Consider the following 20,499-nt stretch of genomic DNA (forward strand, 5'->3'; position numbering starts at 1 on the left):
GACGAGATGCGGCTGCGCGCCCTGCTGGAGACCGATGCGCTGGGCCTGCGGCTGCTCGGCGGCCAGGACGAGCTGGACCGCACGGTCCGGGGCGTCATGACGACCGACCTGCGCGACCCCAGCCGCTACCTCTCCGGCGGCGAGCTGGTGCTCACCGGTCTGGCCTGGCACCGGGACGCGAGCGACTCCGAGCCGTTCGTCCGGATCCTTGCGGGGGCGGGGGTGGCCGGTCTCGCGGCGGGCGAGGCGGAGCTGGGCGACATCCCGGCCGACCTGGTCGAGGCGTGCGACCGGCACCGGCTGCCGCTCTTCGCGGTGCACGAGACGGTGGCGTTCGCGACGATCACCGAGCATGTCGTACGCCAGGTCTCCGGCGAGCGGGCGGGCGACCTGGCGGCCGTGGTGGACCGCCACCGGCGGCTGATGACCTCGGGCCCGGCGGGCGGCGGCCCGGAAGTGGTCCTGGACCTGCTCACCTCGGACCTGGACCTGCGGGCCTGGGTCCTCTCCCCCACCGGCCGCCAGATCGCCGGGGCGGGCACCCCGCTGCCCGGCCCCCTGGGCGCGACACTGGCCGGCCACCATCTGGCCGCGACCCGCACCGGACGCCGGGCCCCGCACCGGGCGGCCGTGGCAGGGACGACGTATTCGCTCTTCCCGATCCGGAACACCGGCCGGGGCGCGGTCCCGGCCGCCCGGGACGTCCGGGAGTCGGTCCTCTCGGACTGGCTGCTCGCCGTGGAGGCGGACGCCTCGGACTGGCCCGCCGCCCGGCTGGACCTGCTCCAGGGCGTCACCCAGCTGATCGCGGTGGAGCGGGACCGCCGCGAGGCGGCCCGTACGGTACGCCGACGGCTCGCCCAGGAGGTCCTGGAGCTGGTCCAGGCGGGCGCCGCCCCGGCCGAGATCGCCGCCCGGCTCCGGGTCGCCGCCCCGGTCCTGCTGCCCGGCCTCGGCGTGGCCCCGCAGTGGCAGGTCGTGGTGGCCCGGGTCGACTGGACCGCCGCCGACGCGACCGCGCCGGGCGGGGTCCCGGGCGACATCGCGGGCGGGCCGGTCGCCCAGGCGCTGCTGGAGGAGATCCTCGTCGACCCGGCGGTCAGCGGCCCCGACTCGGCCGACCGGATCGCCGTCGCGCACACGGGCGAGGAGGCCATCGCGCTCGTACCGCTGCCTGCCGGGCCCTCCCCCCTCCCGGACACGGTAGGTGACGCCACCGACACCGCCACCGGCCCGTCGGCGGGTGCCGACGCGGCCGTACGGGAGACCAGGGACACGGCCGGAACGGGGACGGGGGCCGCGGCGGCGGCCGGGGCGGGGGCGAAACCCGGGACCGGCGCGGCCCCCACGACCGCCGCGACCCCGGCCGCCCCTCAGGACCCCGCACTGCACGCGGACGCGCTGCTCGCCGCCGTACGCGAACCGCTCTCGGCGGGGCTCGCCGACGACGGGCGGCTGACCCTGGGGGTGAGCGCGGCCGTGCACTCGGCCGAGGGGCTGCGCGGGGCGCTGGAGGAGGCCCGGCACGCCCGCCGGGTGGCGGCGGCCCGGCCGGGCCGGGTCTGCGCGGCGGGCCACCACGAGCTGGCCTCGCACGTGCTGCTGCTGCCGTTCGTCCCCGACGACGTCCGCCGCGCCTTCACCGCCCGGCTGCTGGACCCGCTGCGCGACTACGACCGGCGCCACCGCGCGGAGCTGATCGAGACGCTGGAGGCCTTCCTGGACTGCGACGGCTCCTGGACCCGCTGCGCGGCCCGGCTGCACCTCCACGTCAACACACTGCGCTACCGTGTCGGCCGCATCGAGCAGTTGACGGGCCGTGACCTCTCGCGGCTGGAGGACAAGCTCGACTTCTTCCTCGCCCTGCGTATGAGCTGACCCGTGCGCCCCGCCGTGCGCGGGCCCGCTCCCCCCGTTTGTGAATTCCTTCACCTGACATCGGTCGGACCTCTTGGCCCGGCGTGCCGATCCGTGCTGAGATGCGGCGGTACTCAACAGCACAATGGCGCGCTCGGGGAGGGCAATGTGGCGGATACCGCCATGTCTGGTTCCGGAACGACAGCAGATGACGATCCGCCGCTCCAGACAGCGGTATGGCGGCTGCGGTCCCGCGCCTGCTGGACGGATGCGGCCGCCCTGCTGGAGCCGCACGCGGCGAGCGACCCGGCGGCGGCGCTCCAGCGCACCGCCCTGCTGACGGAGCGGTGTCTCTACACCGGCGAGGGGTGGACCGACGCCGAGGACGCGCTGCGGAGCGCCGAGGCGCTGGCCCGCACCGACGAGGAGCGCGGCCAGGCCGCCTGCGAGCGGGGCCATCTCGCCTACGCCTCCACTCTGTTGGGCGTACGGGACCGGGCCGACGAGGCGAGCGTCGCACTCAGCCGGGCGGCGGCGCTGCTGGCCCCGACCGCGCCCGGGCGGCCGTTGCTGGACTTCCGGCGCGGGCTGATCGCGCAGAACATCGCCGACGCCCCGCAGTCCGCCCGCGCCGCCTACCGCCGGGCGCACGCCGGGGCGGCCGCGCGCGGCGACGAACTGCTGCTCTCCTCCACCTGGCGCCACCTCGCCGCCCTCGCACTCCAGGAGGGCGAGCTGGCCGAGGCCCGGCACGGGTTCGCGGAATCGCTGCGGATCCGGGAGGAACTGGGCTATCTGGTCGGTACGGCCCCTGCGCTCATCTCGCTGGCGGAGGCGGAGCCCGAACCGGAGGCGGCCCGGCTGCGTGCGGAGGCGGGGCGGCTCTTCCGGCTGCTGGGCGGGGTGCCGACCTGGCTGGCCCCGCACCTCGGGGTCCCGGGCCCGCGACCGGCGGAGGCGAGCTGAGGGGCGTACCGCCTGGGGCGGGCGCGTCCCCGCCGTCGGCGTGCGCGCCGTTCCCCGCCGGGGAGGGGCGCGCACGCCCGCGCGATCCGGACGGCCGCGCCGTGCGTACGGAGCAGCCCGCACACGCCGTGCGGACGTCGACGCCCCTTCAGAGGTCAGCGCCCCCTCGGACGTTCGCTCCCGCTCAGACGTCCGCGCCCGTGAAGTGCTCCCGCACGAGGGCCTGCACGACCGCCAGGTCCTGGGTGATCAGGGCGTCGAGCAGCGCGGTGTGCTCGGCGGCGTCGGCCAGCAGGTCGGCCCGGCGGGTGGCGGGGCCTGCTGTCAGAGGCCACTGCGAGCGCCGGTGCAGCTCTTCGGCGATGGCCACCAGCTGCTCGTTGCCCGCCAGGGTGAGGACCGCCCGGTGGAAGGCCCGGTCGCTCTCGGCGTAGCTCGCCCGGTCGCCCACCGCCGCCGCCGCGACCGTGGCGTCGGCCAGCGGCCGCAGCGCCGCCCACCGCTTCGCCGGGACGGTGCGGGCGAGCCGGAGCATCACCGGCACCTCGATCAGGGCCCGTACCTCGGCCAGCTCCGCCAGCTCCCGCGGCCCGCGCTCGCTGACCCGGAAGCCCCGGTTCGGCACCACCTCGACGGCACCCTCGGTGGCCAGCTGCTGCATCGCCTCGCGAACCGGGGTGGCCGAGACCCCGAAGCGGGCGCCGAGTGCGGGGGCGGAGTAGACCTGGCCGGGGATCAGCTCGCCGTCGACGAGCGCGGCACGCAGGGCCTCCAGGATCTGGCCCCGGACGGAGTGACGGACGACACGGGGGGCGGGCGGCTCGCCGTGCGTGTGCTCGCCCCGGGCCAGGGCGCTCCCCGGGTCCCGCGGACGGCCGACGCGCAACTGTTCGGGCACCCGGCCGGTCGGCGGGGTGCCCGGGGACGCGCCGGGCGCGTACGGCCGCCGTACGCCCTCTCGCGCGCTGTCCTGCTCCACCCGGACCTCCTCGGCCTGCCGCGCGGGCCGGGTCGCGTGCGCCCGGCCCCCCGTGCACGATAGAGGGAGGAGGCCGCAGTTCAAACATCGACGGCGTCGGGTAAGGTAAGGCTTACCTGCACACGATCCCGATTCGGTGGTCCCTGCATGACCCTCACCCCGCTGCTCGCCGGCGCCGCGACGACGTCCCCCGTGACCGCCGCGTACACCCGCCTGACCGAGGTCTTCCCCGGTCTGCGCGCCGAGGTGCTCGACGAGGACGCGAGCGCCCCGACAGGCGCCGGCTGGGTCGGCGCGGCCGAGCTGGCCGCCGGCGGGGCCGCCGTGGACTCCTTCCTGGCCTGGGACGACGCCCAGGTGCTCCGGGACTACGGACAGCAGGCCCGCCCCGACGTGGTGGCCAGCTTCGGCCTCCACCGGTACGCCTGGCCCGCCTGCCTGCTGGTGACCGTGCCCTGGTTCCTGCACCGCCGGGTGCCGCGCGTCCCGGTCGAGGACGTGGCCTTCCAGCGGGCGCTGGGGCACCTGACCGTGCGGGTGAGGGAGTTCTCCTGCCTGCCGGACGACCCGGCGGCCGACCTGCCCGGCGCCCGGGTGGTTCCGGACGAGGCGGCACTGCGGGCCGAGGTGCTGGCCGCGCTCACCGAGCACCTGGCCCCGGTGCTGGAAGGTTTCGGTCCGCGCATGCGGCGGGGGAAGCGGGCGCTGTGGGGGATGGCGACCGACGAGATCGTCGAGGGCCTCTGGTACATCGCGCACCTGCTCGGCGAGGAGCGCCGCGCGATGGCCGAGCTGGAGCTGCTGCTCCCCGGCACCACGAAGCCGTACGTCGGCACCGCGGGCTTCCGCGAACTGACCGGCCCCGATGGGCAGTCGCTGCCGACCCGGGACCGGGCGAGCTGCTGCCTCTTCTACACCCTGCGCCCCGAGGACACGTGCGTGACCTGCCCGCGCACCTGTGACGCGGACCGGGTCCGCAAGCTCGCCACCGCTTCCTGATCCGGCCCGACCGAAACGGAAGGCCCTGACCCACACCGCCCTTCCGGATGACGTGGAATCGAACACAACTCGGCCCGACCGGGCGAAAGTTCGAGAAGATTCCACCCATCGATAGCCTCTCCCACCCCCATGGCGTGCTCTTGTCCCGAAACCCGCAGAGCGGGACGGGAATTCCGTCACGATGGCGCACGAAACGCCCTACGTGACGCAAGGGACCGCGCATGAGACTGACCGACATATCGCTTGACTGGCTGCTTCCGGGCGCCGTGCTGCTCGTGGGAGTCATGGCGGCGGTGACGGTGGTCGCACGCGGCAGGCGTGCCGCCGGCAAGGCCGCGGCCGACGACTCCTGGGAACGCAGCGAGGAGCGCCGGCGACGCAAGGAAGCGCTGTACGCCACCGCCAGTTACGTCCTGCTGTTCTGCTGTGCGGCCGTCGCCGCCGCGCTCTCCTTCCACGGGCTCGTCGGCTTCGGCCGGCAGAACCTGAACCTGAGCGGGGGCTGGGAGTACCTGGTCCCGTTCGGACTGGACGGGGCCGCGATGTTCTGTTCCGTGCTGGCCGTGCGGGAGGCGAGCCACGGAGACGCGGCGCTCGGCTCCCGGCTGCTGGTGTGGACGTTCGCCGGGGCCGCCGCCTGGTTCAACTGGGTGCACGCCCCCCGGGGCATGGACCACGCGGGCGCCCCGCACTTCTTCGCGGGGATGTCCCTCTCGGCCGCGGTGCTCTTCGACCGGGCGCTGAAGCAGACCCGGCGGGCCGCGCTGCGCGAACAGGGCCTGGTGCCGCGCCCGTTGCCGCAGATCCGGATCGTCCGCTGGCTGCGGGCCCCCCGGGAGACCTTCGGCGCCTGGTCGCTGATGCTCCTGGAGGGTGTGCGCACCCTGGACGAGGCGGTGGACGAGGTACGGGAGGACCGCAAGGAGCGGGAACAGGACCGGCTGCGCCGCCGCGACCAGGCCAAGCTGGAGCGGGCACACATCAAGGCCCTCAACCGGCAGAACCGGGCCTGGGGGCGCGGCCGCATCGGCCACCGGGTGGACGTCCAGGCCCTCGCCCCGGCGGCCTCGGGCCCGGGCGGCGCGGCGCCGCCCGTCGCGGAGCCCGCCATAGCAGAGCCGGGTCAGCTGCCTCTGCGACCCCGGCCATCCCTGCAAGCCGTCGGCCCGACCCAGCCGTCGGACGGTTCGGGTTCGAAGAGCCTCGGCCCTTCGAACCCGGCAAGTGACGCGCGGACCGTCGACCTCACCGCCGAGGACGACACCCAGACACTCCCCCGGCTCGACTCGTTGGAGCAGAAACTGAAGGATCTGGAGCAGCAGTTCGGCTGAGCGTGCGGGCCGCCGGCCCCCCCCCCCGGGGGGGGGGGGGGGGGCCTCCCCCCCCCCCCCCCCCCGCAACTCGAACCAGACCACCTTCCCCAGGGCTCCCACCTCGACCCCCCAGGCGTCGGCCAGGCTCCGTACGAGGTTCAGCCCCCGGCCGTGCGTGCCGTCGTCGGCGTTCGGTACGTACGGTGCGGGCAGATCGGCCTCGAAGTCCTGGACCTCCACCCGGAGCGCCGTGGCCGTCGCCGTCGCGGTGACCACCGCCCCGTGCCGGGTGTGGATCAGCGCGTTGGTCACCAGCTCGCTCAGCAGCAGCTCCGCCTCATCGATCCGTTCGGCGCCGGAGCGGTGCCGGAGGAACTCCCGCAGCTCGCGCCGGACCTCCCCCACCGCCGACCGTTCCGTATGGCCCACCCTGCGGCGCATCCGGGCCGGCTGCTGAGCCTCGCCCGGTCTCCGCCCGCGAGGGCCCCGCCCCTCGACGGCCCGATCCCTCTTCTGACGCTTCACCGATTCCCCCGCCCGCACAGCGATCCGACCTCCTCTGTCCCGGCCGCCCGTCGAACAGCCTCACGGGATGCATGCCCCTGTACGCACACGGTCACGCTTGCCGATCGGGCACGGAGAGCGCGGGCCGAGGCAGCGGGGGGCGCATGGGGAATACCGTCCCGCGGATGCGCTCAGGGGCGCTCCGGGCGGCGCAGGGAGCGCATCAGGGACGAGGGGAGTCGCTCACGGTCTCAAGGGCGGGGCACGTTGCGGAGGTTGGAGCGGGCCATCTGGAGCATGCGCCCCACGCCGCCGTCCAGGACGACCTTGCTCGCCGAGAGGGCGAAGCCGGTGACCATGTCGGCCTTGATCTTCGGGGGGATGGAGAGCGCGTTGGGGTCGGTCACCACGTCGACGAGCGCCGGGCCCTTGTGCTTGAAGGCGTCCTTCAGCGCGGCCTGTAGGTGCTTGGGCTTCTCGACCCGCACCCCGAACGCCCCGCAGGCGCGGGCCACGGCGGCGAAGTCGGGGTTCTTGTTGGTGGTGCCGTAGGCGGGCAGCCCGCCGACCATCATCTCCAACTCCACCATGCCCAGGGAGGAGTTGTTGAAGAGGACCACCTTCACCGGCAGGTCGTACTGGACGAGGGTGAGGAAGTCACCCATCAGCATGGAGAATCCGCCGTCACCGGCCATCGCCACGACCTGCCGTTCGCGGTCCACGAACTGGGCACCGATCGCCTGCGGCAGCGCGTTGGCCATCGAGCCGTGGCTGAACGAACCGATCACCCGCCGCCTGCCGTTGGGCGTCAGATAGCGGGCGGCCCAGACGTTGTTCATGCCGGTGTCGACGGTGAACACCGCGTCCTCGTCGGCCATGTCGTCCAGGACGGAGGCGACGTACTCGGGGTGGATCGGGGTGTGCTTCTCGACCTTGCGGGTGTAGGCCTTGACGACCCCCTCCAGCGCGTCAGCGTGCTTCTTCAGCATCCGGTCGAGGAACTTGCGGTCGCCCTTGGGCTTCACGCGGGGCGTCAGACAGCGCAGCGTCTCGCGGACGTCACCCCACACCGCCAGATCCAACTGCGAGCGTCGACCGAGGTGTTCGGGCCGCACATCGACCTGCACGATCTTCACGTCGTCCGGCAGGAACGCGTTGTACGGGAAATCCGTGCCGAGCAGGACCAGCAGGTCGCACTCGTGGGTGGCCTCGTAGGCGGCACCGTAACCGAGGAGCCCGCTCATGCCGACGTCGTACGGGTTGTCGTACTGGATCCACTCCTTGCCGCGCAGCGCGTGCCCGACCGGGGCCTTCACCTTCTCGGCGAACTCCATCACCTCGGCGTGCGCGCCCGCCGTCCCGCTGCCGCAGAACAGCGTGACCCGTTTGGCCCGGTCCACCATCCGGCAGAGCTTGTCGATCTCGTCGTCGCCGGGGCGTACGGTCGGCCGCGAGGTGACGAGCGCGTGCTCGACCGCCTTGTCCGGAGCGGTCTTGGAGGCGACATCGCCCGGCATCGTCACGACGCTCACACCGCCGCGCCCGATGGCGTGCTGGATGGCGCTCTGGAGGAGGCGCGGCATCTGCTCCGGGTGGGAGATCATCTCGTTGTAGTGGCTGCACTCCTGGAAGAGCAGCTCGGGATGCGTCTCCTGGAAGTAGCCGAGCCCGATCTCGCTGGAGGGGATGTGCGAGGCGAGGGCGAGGACCGGGGCCATCGAGCGGTGCGCGTCGTACAGCCCGTTGATCAGGTGCAGGTTGCCCGGGCCGCACGACCCGGCGCAGGCCGCCAGCGACCCGGTGACCTGGGCCTCGGCCCCGGCGGCGAAGGCGGCGGTCTCCTCGTGCCGGACATGGATCCAGTCGATGGCCGAGTTACGCCGAATGGCGTCCACGACGGGGTTCAGGCTGTCGCCGACGACGCCGTACAGGCGCTTGACGCCCGCCCTGGCGAGGATGTCGACGAACTGCTCCGCCACGTTCTGCTTGGCCATGGGTGCGCGCCCTTCTCCTCTGCTCCGTGCCCTGTCGGCTGTCCGGACTCCGGAGACCGAAACATCGGCCGGACCGTGCGGCCTTTGGAGTCCATCAACCCACGGCGGGCGCGGTTACGCCTCCCAGACGGCCGCGCAGGTGCGGTCGTCGGCGTACCCCTTGATCCGGAGCTGGGTGTCGGCGAGGAAGGCGGGCAGCCCGGGCGGCCCCGGCGGGCCCCAGCGCTCGGCCAGCTCGGCGGGCAGCTCCGGTTCGCCGCGCATCGGCTCGGCCAGCCCGTTGCTGCACAGCAGCAGCGTGTCGCCCGGCCGGGCGACGGAGGCCCGGAAGCGGAACAGCTCGGCGGAGGGCGGGGCGGGCCCGTCGCCGTCCGGGGACGGGGGCGTGGTGATCCCAAGGTCCATGGTCAGCCGGTCGCCGTCGGCCCCCTCCTCGCGCGCGCCACCGCCGCCGCCTCCGGATGAGGACTGCCGCTCCACCATCACCGGCTCCAGGTCCTGCCACCGCCCGTCCCGGAGCCGGAACAGGCCACCGCCGCCGACGCCGAAGAAGACCCGGGTGCGGCAGCCGGGGTCGGCCGGGAGCAGCAGACACCGCAGGCTGGTGGTGTACTCCTGCGGTTCCAGGCCGAGTTCGGCGGCGCGGGCCCGGAGCTTTCCGTACGTACGGTCGGTGAGCCGGTGCAGCCCCGACTTCAGGTCGGCCCGGCGGCCCGCCCTTATGTCCTCGGAGAGCCGGGCGTGGCTGCGGGCCACGGCCCCGCCGATCCAGCGGCAGGCGTCGGCCGCCGCGAGGTGCGCCCCCTCACCGGCCCGTACACCCCCGGCCACGGCGATGAGCACGAGGGCGCTCTCGGCGGTCCCGAACCGGGCGGTGAGCAGCGCGTCCCGCCGGGGCTCGCCCCGGAACCGGGCGGAGTCCCCCCGCACGGAGGCTGCGCGCAGCGTGTACGTCCCGTACCGGGCGCCGTCCAGCACGGTGTCGGGGACCAGGGTGTCCAGGTTCTCCGAGGTGGCGGCGGGCAGCGCGGCGGGGTCGGCGTCGTAGGTGGGCGGCCGGTCCCCCAGATGGTCGACGAGGGGCCGGGCCCCGCCCCCACCGTCGGCCGGCGCGTCACTCGCGGCCCAGTCCGGGGGGAGCCGGTGCGGGGCGCCGGGGCCGGTGGCGGTCTTGTCGGCCACCGCCTCGGGCTCCGGCGCGGCGGGCTTCGGCGCCGCGAAGGTACGGGGCCCGGGCGGGCCCGCGGGCGCCTCCCAGGGAGCGGGGAGGGCGGTGCTGCGGGGCCCGGGGACGGCGGGCGCAGGTGCGGCCGCGGGCGGGGGCCCGGGCGGGCCCTGCCTCTCCGGTCGCCGCTCCGCCGACGGCTCCGCCAGGCTTCGGGGCCCCGGCTCGGGCGGCCGTCCGGCCCCCGTCTCGGGTGTGGATCCGGGCGCCGGTCTCCGCTCCGGGGCCGCCGGCCCGCTCACCGTGTCCGACACGGAGTCGAAGCGGTCGTCGAGGCTGTCGGGCGCGCTGCTCGGACCCGTGTCCGGCGCGGTCTCGTCGTACAGCTTCCGCCACCAGTCGTCCTCGTGGGCGGCGGGCTTCTCCCCCTGCTGACTCATGCCCCTATTGTCCACCGCGGAGCCCGCCCGAAAACGGAGCATCGGGAAAATGCCCGCGTGCGAACTCCCCCTCGAACAGGGTCTGTGTGATCAGCGGATCACTGTTCCAACGGCTGACCGGCGTACCGGACCACCGGTTCACCGCAGGGCTCACGGGCCGTTCACCGTCCGCACCACGAAGTCGCCGTCGGCGTCCGTGAGCTCGGCCCGCAGGGTGGCCGTCCGTGGGGCGGAGCCGGTACGGCTGTCGCCGTGTCGCCGCCCCCACCGCCGTAGGCGATATCGGGCGTACCGCTCTCACCAGGCTGTTCCGAAACGAAGTGGCTCAAGAGACCGTATTGGGGAGGTTGTCGGTACTGCGGTGGCGCGACAGTGGCGGAGGGGCCAGGGGTACGGGGGATGATGTGCTCGGCGGGTCTGCGCCGTGGCCTTTTCCCGCCACTGCGCCGACCGGCCGGAACGGGCGCTGCGACGCGCGATCACCACACCGGGGAGGTCGGGGGAATGCTGGGGGCCATAGGTCTCGACGAGCGGCAGGAGGCCGCGTACCGCGTACTGGTGGCGGCCGGGGCGGCGGAACTCTCCGACCTCGCCCACCGGCTCTCCCTCGCCGAGGTGGAGGCCGAGCGGGTGCTGCGCCGACTGGGACAGCAGGGGCTGGCCGCCCAGTCCTCGGCCCGCCCGGGCCGCTGGGTGGCGGCGCCGCCGGGCGCGGCGCTGGGCGCTCTGCTCACCCGGCAGCGCCGCGAGCTGGAGCAGGCGGAGCTGGCGTCGGCGCTGCTGGCGGAGGAGTACCGGGCGGAGGCGAGCGAGCCCGAGGTGCACGACCTGGTGGAGGTGGTGACGGGGGCGGCGGCGGTCGCCCAGCGCTTCCACCAGGTGCGGCTGGGGGCCTCGTCCGAGGTGTGCGCCCTGGTCACCGGGGTGCCGACCGCGGTGACCGGCACGGAGGACGAGTCCGGGGAGCAGGCGGCCTTGCCCGGGGTCGCCTCCCGGGTGGTCGTCGAGCGGGAGGTGCTGTCGCTGCCGTCGGGGACCCTGGAGCTGTCGGCGGCGCTGGGCCGGAACGAGCAGTGCCGGGTGGTGGACCGGGTGCCGACGAAGCTCGTGATCGCGGACGGCACCACGGCGATGGTGCCGCTGACCGGGCGAGGTGCCGAGCCCGCCGCCCTCGTCGTGCACGCCAGCGGGCTGCTGGAGTCGCTGACGGGCCTCTTCGAGGCGGTGTGGCGGGAGGCCCTGCCGCTCCGGCTCGGGGAGGGCGGGTGCGGGGTGCGCGAGGAGGGCGTCGGCCCGGACGCGACGGACCTGGAGATCCTTTCGCTGCTGCTGGCCGGACTGACCGACGCCAGTGTGGCCAAGCAGCTGGAGCTGGGGCTGCGGACCGTGCAGCGCCGGGTCAAGGGGCTGATGGAGCTGACGGGGGTCTCCACCCGGCTCCAGCTGGGCTGGCACGCGTACGAACGCGGCTGGGTGGCCCGCTCGGGACCGCAGGGGGCGGGCGGGACCGGCGGTGCCGGTGCGGCCGTGGCCCCAGGGGTGCCCTCCGCGCCCCCGTCGGCGCAGGTCGCCCAGGTGCGCTGACGGGCGGAGCGGTGCGCTCTCCGGCACGCTGGTCCGATGAGTGTGTGGCAGCTCGTCGCCGTGGGCCTGGTCATGCTGCTGGGGCTGGTGGGGGTCCTGCTGCCGGGCGTGCCGGGCCAGGCGATCGTCTGGGCCGCGGTGCTGTGGTGGGCGCTCACGGACATGACCCCGACGGCCTGGGGTGTCCTGATCGGCTCAACGGCCCTGATGCTGTTGAACCAGGCCCTCAAGCCGCTGCTGCCGCGCCGCCCCGGTGAGTCGGGCGCACCCCGCCGGACGGTGATGATCGGCGGGGTCGCGGGGATCGTGGGGTTCTTCGTGCTGCCCGTGGTGGGCGGGATCGCCGGGTTCGTGGGGGCGATCTACGGGGTGGAGCGGCTGCGGCTGGGCGGGCGCGGGGCGGGGTGGACGTCCGTGCGCTCGGTGATGCGGGCGACGGGCTACGCGACACTGGTGGAGCTGTTCGCCTGCCTGCTGGTGGCGGGGGCCTGGCTGGGCTCGCTGCTCTGGTGGTGACCGTGCCCGGCGCGCGGACCCGCCTCCCGTACGGCGGTCTCCCGATGACGTACGGCGTACGAGCGCCACGGCCGCCACCGCTCGGCCCCCGGCGTCCCGTACGGATCCACGTCCGGGTCCCCGAGCGCCCGCATCCGGATCAGCGCGGCGGTCTGCCGGTCCACCCCGGGCAGGGTGGCCAGCACCCGTTCCGCCTCCGCCCGGTCGGCCCCGGCGTCCAGCCGCAGCTGCCCGTCGGCGAGGGCGGCGGCCAGGGGCTCCAGGGCGGGGTCGGGGACGGCACCGGCCAGCACGCCCGGCTCGGGGAACACATGCGTGAGTTCGCCGCACGGCACGTCGAGCACCTTCCCGTACCGCTCGACCAGCGCCTCGGCCCGCTCCCGCCCCACCAGCGCCCGTACGGCCTCCTCCTCCGGGTCCGCCGCCCCCGGCGAGCGCACCCCGGGGCGGGCGGCGACCAGCGGGGCGAGCCGGGGGTCGGCGGCCAGGGCCTCGTCGACGGCGTACGGATCGGCGTCGAGGTCGAAGAGGCGCCGCAGCCGCTGTACGGCGGTGGTCAGGTCGCGCAGATCGGTGAGGTGGATGCGGGCGTCCAGCCACGGTCCGGGGGACGCCTCGTCGACGGCGACGATCCCGGTGCCGTAGGGCAGCCGCAGCGTACGCCGGTAGGTGCGGCGCCCCGGCGGGCCGGTCAGCTCCTCGACCCGGGCCACGGCCCCCTCCCCCAACAGGTCGAAGACGGCACCGGCGGCGTACGGGCCCCGATGGGCGAGCCGCAGCGGGACCCCGGCGCGCAGCCCCGTGGCCCGGCCGCCGCCGAGACCCGTCCCGGCCTCCGCGCGCAGGGCGCTGGGGGTGCGGGCGTAGATGCGGCGGATGGTGTCGTTGAACTGCCGCACACTGGCGAACCCGGCCGCGAAGGCGATCTGGGTGACCGGCAGGTCGGTGGTCTGGAGGAGCACCCGGGCGGTGTGGGCGCGCTGGGCGCGGGCGAGCGCGACGGGTCCGGCGCCCAGCTCGGCGTTGAGCTGGCGCTGGACCTGCCGGGCGCTGTAGCCGAGCCGTCCGGCCAGCCCGGGGACGCCTTCCCGGTCGACCACGCCGTCACCGATGAGCCGCATGGCCCGGCCGACGACGTCGGCGCGGACGTTCCACTCGGCCGAGCCGGGCACGGCGTCGGGGCGGCACCGGCGGCAGGCCCGGAAGCCGCCCGCCTGAGCGGCCGCCGCCGTCGGGTAGAAGCGCACGTTGGCGCGTCGGGGGGTGACGGCGGGGCAGCTCGGCCGGCAGTAGATGCCCGTGGTCACGACGGCGAAGAAGAAGGCCCCGTCGAACCGTGCGTCGCGGCTGCTCACCGCCTCGTACCTGCTTTGATCGTCCATCACACCCTCCAGTGTGCGGCAGCCGCCGCTGCCGCACTCGCGGTTTTCGGACGTGGAGCAGGACGGCCCCCGGGGCCCCGCTACCGCATGCGCCCGCCGCGTTTCGCCTGCCCGGCCGCACGTCCCGCGGCACCCTTGCGCTTCCAGTCCTTGAGGAGCTCCGAGCGCACCCGGGCGTCCGTCTTCGCGACGATCCGCTGGTTCTCGCGCAGCAGTTTGCGGTAGCTCTCCAGCCGCCGGTCGGGCAGCGAACCGTCCTCCAGCGCGCCGAGCACGGCGCACCCGGGCTCGCTGCGGTGGGCGCAGTCGTGGAACCGGCAGCGGGCCGCCAGCTCCTCGATCTCCGAGAACAGCTCGCCGACCCCGGTACCGGCGTCGTAGAGGCCGACCCCGCGCAGCCCGGGGGTGTCGATGAGGACGCCCCCCTGCGGCATGACGAGCAGGTTGCGGGTCGTGGTGGTGTGCCGGCCCTTGCCGTCGACCTCCCGGGCGGCCCGCACCTCCATCACGTCCCGGCCGAGCAGGGTGTTGGCGAGGGTGGACTTGCCCGCCCCGGAGATGCCGAGCAGCACGCTCGTACCGCCGGAGACGAGCTCGCCGAACACATCGAGCCCTTCCCCGGTGGTGGAGCTGACGGGCAGCACCTGGACACCGGGCGCGACGGCCTCGACGTCCTGGACGAGGTGGGACAGGGTGACCGCGTCGGGCACCAGGTCGGCCTTGGTGAGCAGCACGACCGGCTCCGGCCGGTGGGCCCCGGCGCCGTGGCCGTCGGCCAGCAGGGCGGCCCCGTCGGAGCTGGACAGGGCCAGGGCGAGGAAGCGCTCGATCCGCCCGAGGTCCAGCTCGACGGCGAGCGAGACGCAGATGGCGATGTGGTCGATGTTGGTGGCGAGCACCTGCCCCTCGGACCGCTCGGACGAGGTCGAGCGGACGAAGGCGGTACGGCGCGGCAGCAGCGTACGGACGAACCGCGGGTCGCCGTCCGCGTCGATCGCCGCCCAGTCGCCGGTGCAGACGATCCGCATCGGGTCGCGCGGCACCACGAACGCGGTGTCGGCCCGGACCGGGCCGTCGGGGGTGATCACATCGCAGCGGCCGCGGTCGACGCGCAGCACCCGCCCCGGGACGAGGCCCTGGTCGGCGTAGGGGGAGAAGGCGGCCGCCCAGCCGTCGTCCCAGCCGTACGGAGACAGCGGGTGCGAAGAGGACGGAACCGGCAGAGAGGAGGACGGAGCCGGAAGGAACGAGAAAGACAAGGGAAACCCTTCACAGGGTGGCCCCGGCACCGCGCTCTCGGCGCGGAAGGGAAGTGACGTACGTGGCGTACGTGAAGAGGGTCAGCCGGTGGCCACAGGGGTGGGGACGATGCTCTCCTGGTTGTGGGCAGTGCCCATCGCAACGACAGTCATCAATGTCCTCACCTCCTGGTCCCTCGAACGGTTCGCCGAATGTCGACGCGGCTCACCTTAGCCCCGCCCCTCCCGGCGGCGTCAACGGGATTTCCGGCTCCCGTCCCGATCCCCCTCATCTCCCTCGTTCGGGTGATACGCGTGCATAACGACCGGTCCGGGGCCATTAGGGTGCCGGTCATGACGACACCTCAGACCTCCACCGGCACCTTCTCCCCTGCCCAGTTGGGCACCCAGATCCTGATCGGCTGGAGCAGTCGGCAGCCCGACGCCGACCAGGACACCGCCTATCTGCTCTCCTACTCCCTGGGGGACGGGCAGGACGGCCCGGAGGCCGGCCGCGAGGCGCTGAGGATCGCGCTGGAGCGGGCGGGCCTCCAGGTCGGCGGCCCGATCCAGGACGCGGCCGAGGCCCCCGGCATCCAGGCGAAACTCCTCGTCCAGGCGGGCCAGGCGGTGCTGACGATGCCCCACCTCAAGGCGCAGTACCCCGCCCCCCAGGAGTGGCTGGCGGCCGCTCTGGGACAGGGTCAGGTGTACGGGATGTTCGCCACCGCCCCGTGGCCGGAGGCCGTTCCGGGGCAGCCGGTCAGCGAGGACCAGTTGCGGGCGTTCGCGGCGAACGAGGAGGTCGTCCGTACCGCCGCCCACTGCCTGCTTCCGGTCCGCTCCCTCGGCTGACCAGCCCACTTCCCTCCCCCGGTCACCGGGGCATGGCGATGCCCACCACCCCCGTGGAGTGGTGGGCATCGCCATGTGCCGCACACCGGCGCCACAACGCGGGCGGGCGGCCCGGGGAGAGGACCCCGGGCCGCCCGCGCTCGATGCGTGTCAAGCCGTGACGCGTCAGTTGTTGCCGACGCCGTTGCCCGAGAGGACCGGGATGTCGTCCAGGATGTGCGACAGCGGCTCGTCGCCCTTGGCCTGGGTCGAGTTGTCGGTGCACTGCTGGTTCTGCGGGTTGGACAGGACGTTGATGTCCTGGACCGTGATCGGCACCAGGCCGACGAGCGAGCCGACGTTGACCTTGGCGGGCAGGCCGACGCAGAGCTTGTTCAGGGTGCCCTGGACGAGCTGGTTCTGCGGGCTCCAGTCACCCTTGGTGGTGGCGTTGCCGATCTCCGACTCGGCACCGTTGCCGTTGACGGTGGTGGTGCCACCGTCGTTGCCGATCGCCATGGCCGTGGGAGCCGCGACCGCGGACAGGCCGAGCAGGGACACGGCCACTGCGGCGCCGGCCATCATCTTCTTCATCAACTTCACCTTTCGGAGCGTCCCGTTGTGGAACGTACTGATCAACTGCCCTCGGGCCCGATCGGTTGCGCAGCACCACTCAAATGGGTTCGTTCCGGCGCAAGGTCGACGCCACTGCCCAGTTCCCCCACGGGTTCAGCCCCCGAGGGGCTCCTCCGGCGCGCGTGCCGCCGGTACGAAGGTGCCGGGGCCGCGGGGGCCGGGTTCCTGGTGCGGGCGTTCGGGCTGGGAGGGTTCGGACGGCGACGGTTCGGGCAGCGGGTGTTCGCGCCCGGCCGCCCGCCACTCGGCGACGAGCCGGTCGTAGATCGGGGTGCCGCCGCCGGGTGCGGGCCGCGGCTCTCTGTTCTGCGAGGTCTGACTGTCGTACGGATCCATGCCGAGGCCCTACCCGGCCGGGCGCCGCCCGTCAGCCGGGGCTACGGCATCCGGCCCAACCGGATACCCCGGCGGAAGGCACCGGGACACGGCGAAGGGCCGGCCCGCACGGACCGGCCCCCACGTACTGCCGGAACTCAGTTGTTGCCGACGCCGTTGCCCGAGAGGATCGGGATGTCGCTCAGGAGGTGCGACAGCGCCTCGTCGCCCTTCGTCTGGGTCGAGTTCTCGGTGCACTGCTGGTTCTGCGGCGACGACAGGACGTTGATGTCCTGGACCGAGATCGGCACGACGCCGACGAGGGAGCCGAGGTTCCCCTTGAGCGGCAGCGCGATGCAGGGCTTGTTGAGCGAGCCCTGGATCAGCGCGAACTGCGGGGACCAGTCGCCGTAGGTGGCGGAGTTGCCGTACGACTGCGAGGCGCCGTTGCCGTTGACGGTCGTGGTGCCGCCGTCGTTGGCGATCGCCATGGCGGCGGGGGCGGTGGCGGCGGAGACGCCGACGACCGAGGCGGCGACGGCCGCGGAGGCCATGATCTTCTTCAGCATGGGAGACCCTTCCGGGGAGTGGTGCGGATACGGATGCGGAGCGGTGAAGGGACCGGCGGAACGGCTCGTGCCGCGGCGGTCAGCGCCCGAGGGGAATGCCGCCGAGCAGCGGGGCGGCGCCCTCGGCCGCACCGGTCGCCTGACCCGCCAGCTTGCCCACCGTGCCGTCCTTGGAGACCGTCTCGGCGGTCTCGGCCACCGTGTCCACCAGGGGGTCGACGACCTGCGGGGCGCTGGCCATCACCTGGTTGAGGCCACTGTCGAGGCTGAAGTTGGGGGCCGTGGGGGTCGTGGCCGCGAAGGCGGGAGCGGCCGTTCCGAGGGCGGCCACGGAACCGACGACAAAGGCGGCGGTCTTCGCGTACTTCACTTTCTGGTTCCCTTCTACGCGGCGTCGGCCTCGGTCACGTTTCCGTGCCGCACACAAGCCTTCTTTGCCTGTGACTTCTGCCGCTTTCCTCTGGGTTAACGATCAGGCCGCGGACGGGAAACTGCGCCCGCGGGAATTTCTCGGCCATCGACGAAACGGCCCGGCGGACAAAGCGGAGGCCCCGGACGGGCGTCGCCGTCCGGGGCCGACCGATTCCGGGCGCGAGCCCGGCCGGCCACCTGCCTACTGGTTGATGCAGGTGTTGCCGAAGGCCGGGTTCAGCAGGCCGATCACGTTGACGGTGTTGCCGCAGAGGTTGATCGGGATGTGCACCGGGACCTGCACGATGTTGCCGGACAGCACGCCCGGGGAGCCCGCGGCGATGGCCTCGGCGCCCGAGTCGGCCATGGCCGGCGCGGCGACGCCCATCGCCATGAGCGTTCCGGCGGCGACGGCGGCAACCTTGGTGTACTTCACTTTTCTTGTCCCTTTCCTCGGCGGAGTCCGGTGCGGTCACGACGGTCGTGTCCGCCCGAGCCAGGTCCTGATCGCTCGGGACTCCGGCGCTGTCCTACGTAACGATGAACGTCCGGGATCGAAACTGTCGGACGAGCGGATTCCCGGATATCCGCCCGAATGCCGCAACGCGCGGCGGTTTTCACAGCGGTGGACGCGGGCGGCGGACCGGTGACCGCGTCCACGGGCAGACGAGGGCCCGGGCCGTTCGGTGGAGGAACGCCGACGGCCCGGGCCCGAGCAGGGCGGCCGCCGATCAGCCGTTGCCGGTGCCGTTACCGGAGAGGATCGGGATGTCGTTGAGGATGTGCGACAGCGCCTCGTCGCCCTTGGCCTGGGTGGAGTTCTCGGTGCACTGCTGGTTCTGCGGCGAGGACAGGACGTTGATGTCCTGGACCGTGATCGGCACCAGGCCGACCAGCGAACCGAGGTTGGCCTTGGCGGGCAGCGCGATGCAGGGCTTGTTGAGCGAGCCCTGGATCAGCGCGAACTGCGGGCTCCAGTCGCCGTGGGTCTCGGAGTTCCCGTACGACTGCGAAGCGCCGTTGCCGTTGACCGTCGTGGTGCCGCCGTCGTTGGCGATCGCCATGGCCTGCGTCGAGCCGAGCCCGAGGATGGAGGCGGCGACGGCGCCCGTAGCCAGAACCTTCTTGATCACGATTAACCCTTCTCGTACCGGTCGCCCCGTGGCGGGGCCTCCTGATCAACTCGGCGTCGGGCGCTTGGTTCCGTGCATTCACCCGAATGCCGGGCACGGAGGGCGCGGAGCGCCGGAGCGCGGGCCGGTCCGCGCCCGCGCCCGCGCCCGCGCCCGCCCGCACCCATAACGCCCCCTAGCCGCCCCTCTGTTCGGACGACCATCTGTTCGTGAAGGAATTGCGGACACGTCGTCGAGGGTGCTCGCCCGAACGGGTTGAAGGGGTCCGGAGCGGCTCCCTCCGCGCAGCCTTCGCGGCGGCGTTCCGGAAGAGGTCAACACCTCGCGTGCAAAGGAAAGTTGGAGATGAATCGTTTTCCTCCAGCAGCGGGGAGGCACAGGCGGTGCGCACCCAATCCACCCGTTCGGGTGATGACACAATTTGCACGCCCCTCCGAGTTTCCCGCACGTCCTTCGATCGTTAGGGCAATCGTCCAGCGCGCATGTGTAACGGCTTTCACCATGGCTTCCCGCGGTGATCCGGGCGTCGGCCACAGCAGCGGCACCGCCCGACGGCTCCGCGCGCGAAGCACCCACGCGAATGTCCTCGCGAATGTCCTAAGGAAGGGCAAGTAATGCGACAGGCCTTGAACAAGAGCATGATCGTCATGGCGGCCGCGTCGGGCCTCCTGGCCGCGACCGGCGGCGCCGCCCACGCCGACGCGTCGGCCGAGGGCGCTGCCGTCGGCTCGCCGGGGGTCGGTTCGGGCAATGCCGTACAGGTTCCGGTGCACGTCCCGGTCAACGCGTGCGGCAACACCGTCAATGTGATCGCCCTGTTGAACCCCGCGTTCGGCAACTCCTGCGCGAACGTGAGTTCCAGCGGCCAGGACGACGACTACGGACACGGCGGCGGCCAGAACCGCACGGGCGGTTCCAGCGCCGAGGGTGCGGCGGTCGGCTCCCCCGGAGTGCTCTCCGGCAACCTGGTGCAGGCCCCGGTCCACGTCCCGGTGAACGTGTGCGGCAACACCGTGAATGTCGTCGGTGCACTCAACCCGGTCTTCGGCAACAAGTGCGAGAACGTCAGCGGCCCGAAGGACGAGCACCCGCCGACCGAGCCTCCGGTCGAAGAGCCTCCGGTCGAGGAGCCGCCCACCGAGGAACCCCCGACCGAGGAGCCCCCCACCGAGGAGCCGCCCACCGAGGAGCCGCCCACCGAGGAACCCCCGACCGAGGAGCCCCCGACCGAGGAGCCGCCCACCGAGGAGCCCCCGAACGAGGAGCCCCCGACCGAGCAGCCGCCCACCGAGCAGCCCCCGACCGAGCAGCCGCCCACCGAGCAGCCCCCGGTGGACGAGCCGCCGGCCGAGCAGCCGCCGACCGACACCCCCGGGTCGGAGACCCCTGGGCCCAACACCCCGGGTACGCACACCCCCGGCTCCGAGACCCCGGGTCTGGCCGACACCGGTGCGGCCGGTCTCGGCCTGGCAGCAGGCGCCAGCGCCGCACTGCTGCTCGGCGGGACGGTGCTGATGCGCCGCACCCGTGACGCGCGGGACTGATACCCGACCGCCGCAGAAACGAGGTCCGGCCGGACAGCGGGGACTGTCCGGCCGGACCTTTCGCACGCCCGGGAGCGTCCAGGACCGCCCGGGACCTCAGGGAACTCCGGGCGGGGGGTG

General features: G+C 73.7%; 19 protein-coding genes and 1 pseudogene. 8 read left to right on the plus strand and 12 right to left on the minus strand.

Annotated elements, in window-relative coordinates:
* Positions 1 to 6: 6 nt before the first annotated feature.
* A complete protein-coding gene (locus tag AC0682_RS11335) occupies positions 7 to 1,878 on the plus strand; it encodes a PucR family transcriptional regulator (protein ID WP_478532580.1) in 1,872 nt (623 codons plus the stop codon).
* A gap of 162 nt (positions 1,879 to 2,040) precedes the next feature.
* Complete coding sequence (locus AC0682_RS11340) at positions 2,041 to 2,823, plus strand: hypothetical protein (RefSeq protein ID WP_478532384.1); 783 nt, start codon at positions 2,041 to 2,043, stop codon at positions 2,821 to 2,823.
* A gap of 184 nt (positions 2,824 to 3,007) precedes the next feature.
* Here the strand turns inward: AC0682_RS11340 and AC0682_RS11345 are convergent, their stop codons facing one another.
* The gene (locus AC0682_RS11345; RefSeq protein ID WP_478532385.1) at positions 3,008 to 3,802 is read right to left on the minus strand and encodes a GntR family transcriptional regulator; all 795 of its coding nucleotides are present in this window, start codon (positions 3,800 to 3,802) and stop codon (positions 3,008 to 3,010) included.
* Positions 3,803 to 3,949: 147 nt separating this feature from the next.
* Here AC0682_RS11345 and AC0682_RS11350 point away from each other — a divergent pair, with 147 nt between their 5' ends.
* Positions 3,950 to 4,801 (plus strand): (2Fe-2S)-binding protein, encoded by an 852-nt coding sequence (locus AC0682_RS11350; protein ID WP_478532386.1) that lies wholly within the window; start codon positions 3,950 to 3,952, stop codon positions 4,799 to 4,801.
* 221 nt (positions 4,802 to 5,022) lie between these two features.
* Entirely contained in the window at positions 5,023 to 6,132 is a 1,110-nt protein-coding gene (locus AC0682_RS11355) for a DUF2637 domain-containing protein (RefSeq protein WP_478532388.1), read from the plus strand.
* 57 nt (positions 6,133 to 6,189) lie between these two features.
* Here the strand turns inward: AC0682_RS11355 and AC0682_RS11360 are convergent.
* The 3 genes and pseudogenes from AC0682_RS11360 to AC0682_RS11370 all read right to left on the minus strand — a co-directional run.
* A pseudogene (locus tag AC0682_RS11360) lies at positions 6,190 to 6,543 on the minus strand (ATP-binding protein); the annotation flags it as partial.
* Between the two features lie 326 nt (positions 6,544 to 6,869).
* Positions 6,870 to 8,612, minus strand: a complete 1,743-nt coding sequence (locus AC0682_RS11365) for a pyruvate dehydrogenase (RefSeq protein ID WP_478532390.1) — start codon at positions 8,610 to 8,612, stop codon at positions 6,870 to 6,872.
* 114 nt (positions 8,613 to 8,726) lie between these two features.
* Positions 8,727 to 10,217: a protein phosphatase 2C domain-containing protein gene (locus AC0682_RS11370; protein WP_478532391.1), complete on the minus strand. Its 1,491-nt coding sequence runs from the start codon at positions 10,215 to 10,217 to the stop codon at positions 8,727 to 8,729.
* Positions 10,218 to 10,721: 504 nt separating this feature from the next.
* Here AC0682_RS11370 and AC0682_RS11375 point away from each other — a divergent pair.
* Together AC0682_RS11375 and AC0682_RS11380 are read left to right on the plus strand one after the other, a co-directional pair.
* A complete protein-coding gene (locus AC0682_RS11375; RefSeq protein ID WP_478532393.1) occupies positions 10,722 to 11,801 on the plus strand; it encodes a helix-turn-helix domain-containing protein in 1,080 nt (359 codons plus the stop codon).
* Positions 11,802 to 11,837: 36 nt separating this feature from the next.
* Positions 11,838 to 12,317 (plus strand): DUF456 domain-containing protein, encoded by a 480-nt coding sequence (locus AC0682_RS11380; RefSeq protein ID WP_478532395.1) that lies wholly within the window; start codon positions 11,838 to 11,840, stop codon positions 12,315 to 12,317.
* On the opposite strand, the gene AC0682_RS11385 is transcribed toward AC0682_RS11380, so the two are convergent.
* Both AC0682_RS11385 and rsgA read right to left on the minus strand, forming a co-directional pair.
* On the minus strand, positions 12,242 to 13,699 hold the full coding sequence (locus tag AC0682_RS11385) for a DNA-3-methyladenine glycosylase 2 family protein (protein ID WP_478532396.1): 1,458 nt from the start codon (positions 13,697 to 13,699) through the stop codon (positions 12,242 to 12,244). The genes AC0682_RS11380 and AC0682_RS11385 overlap by 76 nt on opposite strands.
* A gap of 80 nt (positions 13,700 to 13,779) precedes the next feature.
* Positions 13,780 to 14,958 carry a ribosome small subunit-dependent GTPase A gene (gene rsgA, locus AC0682_RS11390; RefSeq protein ID WP_478532397.1) on the minus strand — a complete coding sequence of 393 codons (1,179 nt, stop codon included), beginning with the start codon at positions 14,956 to 14,958 and terminating at the stop codon, positions 13,780 to 13,782.
* A 333-nt stretch (positions 14,959 to 15,291) separates the two neighbouring features.
* On the opposite strand from rsgA, the gene AC0682_RS11395 reads away from it, so the two are divergent.
* Positions 15,292 to 15,792 (plus strand): DUF5949 family protein, encoded by a 501-nt coding sequence (locus tag AC0682_RS11395; RefSeq protein WP_478532398.1) that lies wholly within the window; start codon positions 15,292 to 15,294, stop codon positions 15,790 to 15,792.
* A 165-nt stretch (positions 15,793 to 15,957) separates the two neighbouring features.
* Here AC0682_RS11395 and AC0682_RS11400 read toward each other — a convergent pair whose 3' ends face one another.
* From AC0682_RS11400 to AC0682_RS11425, 6 genes are all read right to left on the minus strand, one after another.
* Entirely contained in the window at positions 15,958 to 16,365 is a 408-nt protein-coding gene (locus tag AC0682_RS11400) for a rodlin (RefSeq protein WP_478532400.1), read from the minus strand.
* 135 nt (positions 16,366 to 16,500) lie between these two features.
* Entirely contained in the window at positions 16,501 to 16,743 is a 243-nt protein-coding gene (locus AC0682_RS11405; RefSeq protein WP_478532401.1) for a hypothetical protein, read from the minus strand.
* 137 nt (positions 16,744 to 16,880) lie between these two features.
* On the minus strand, positions 16,881 to 17,291 hold the full coding sequence (locus AC0682_RS11410) for a rodlin (protein ID WP_478532403.1): 411 nt from the start codon (positions 17,289 to 17,291) through the stop codon (positions 16,881 to 16,883).
* Between the two features lie 79 nt (positions 17,292 to 17,370).
* Positions 17,371 to 17,661: a hypothetical protein gene (locus tag AC0682_RS11415; protein WP_478532404.1), complete on the minus strand. Its 291-nt coding sequence runs from the start codon at positions 17,659 to 17,661 to the stop codon at positions 17,371 to 17,373.
* Positions 17,662 to 17,904: 243 nt separating this feature from the next.
* Positions 17,905 to 18,138, minus strand: a complete 234-nt coding sequence (locus AC0682_RS11420) for a chaplin (protein WP_478532405.1) — start codon at positions 18,136 to 18,138, stop codon at positions 17,905 to 17,907.
* 295 nt (positions 18,139 to 18,433) lie between these two features.
* Positions 18,434 to 18,835: a rodlin gene (locus AC0682_RS11425; protein WP_254811432.1), complete on the minus strand. Its 402-nt coding sequence runs from the start codon at positions 18,833 to 18,835 to the stop codon at positions 18,434 to 18,436.
* A 614-nt stretch (positions 18,836 to 19,449) separates the two neighbouring features.
* Here AC0682_RS11425 and AC0682_RS11430 point away from each other — a divergent pair.
* Positions 19,450 to 20,379, plus strand: a complete 930-nt coding sequence (locus tag AC0682_RS11430; protein WP_478532407.1) for a chaplin — start codon at positions 19,450 to 19,452, stop codon at positions 20,377 to 20,379.
* Positions 20,380 to 20,499 lie beyond the last annotated feature (120 nt).

It is taken from the genome of Streptomyces sp. NPDC043746 (genome assembly GCF_056436485.1).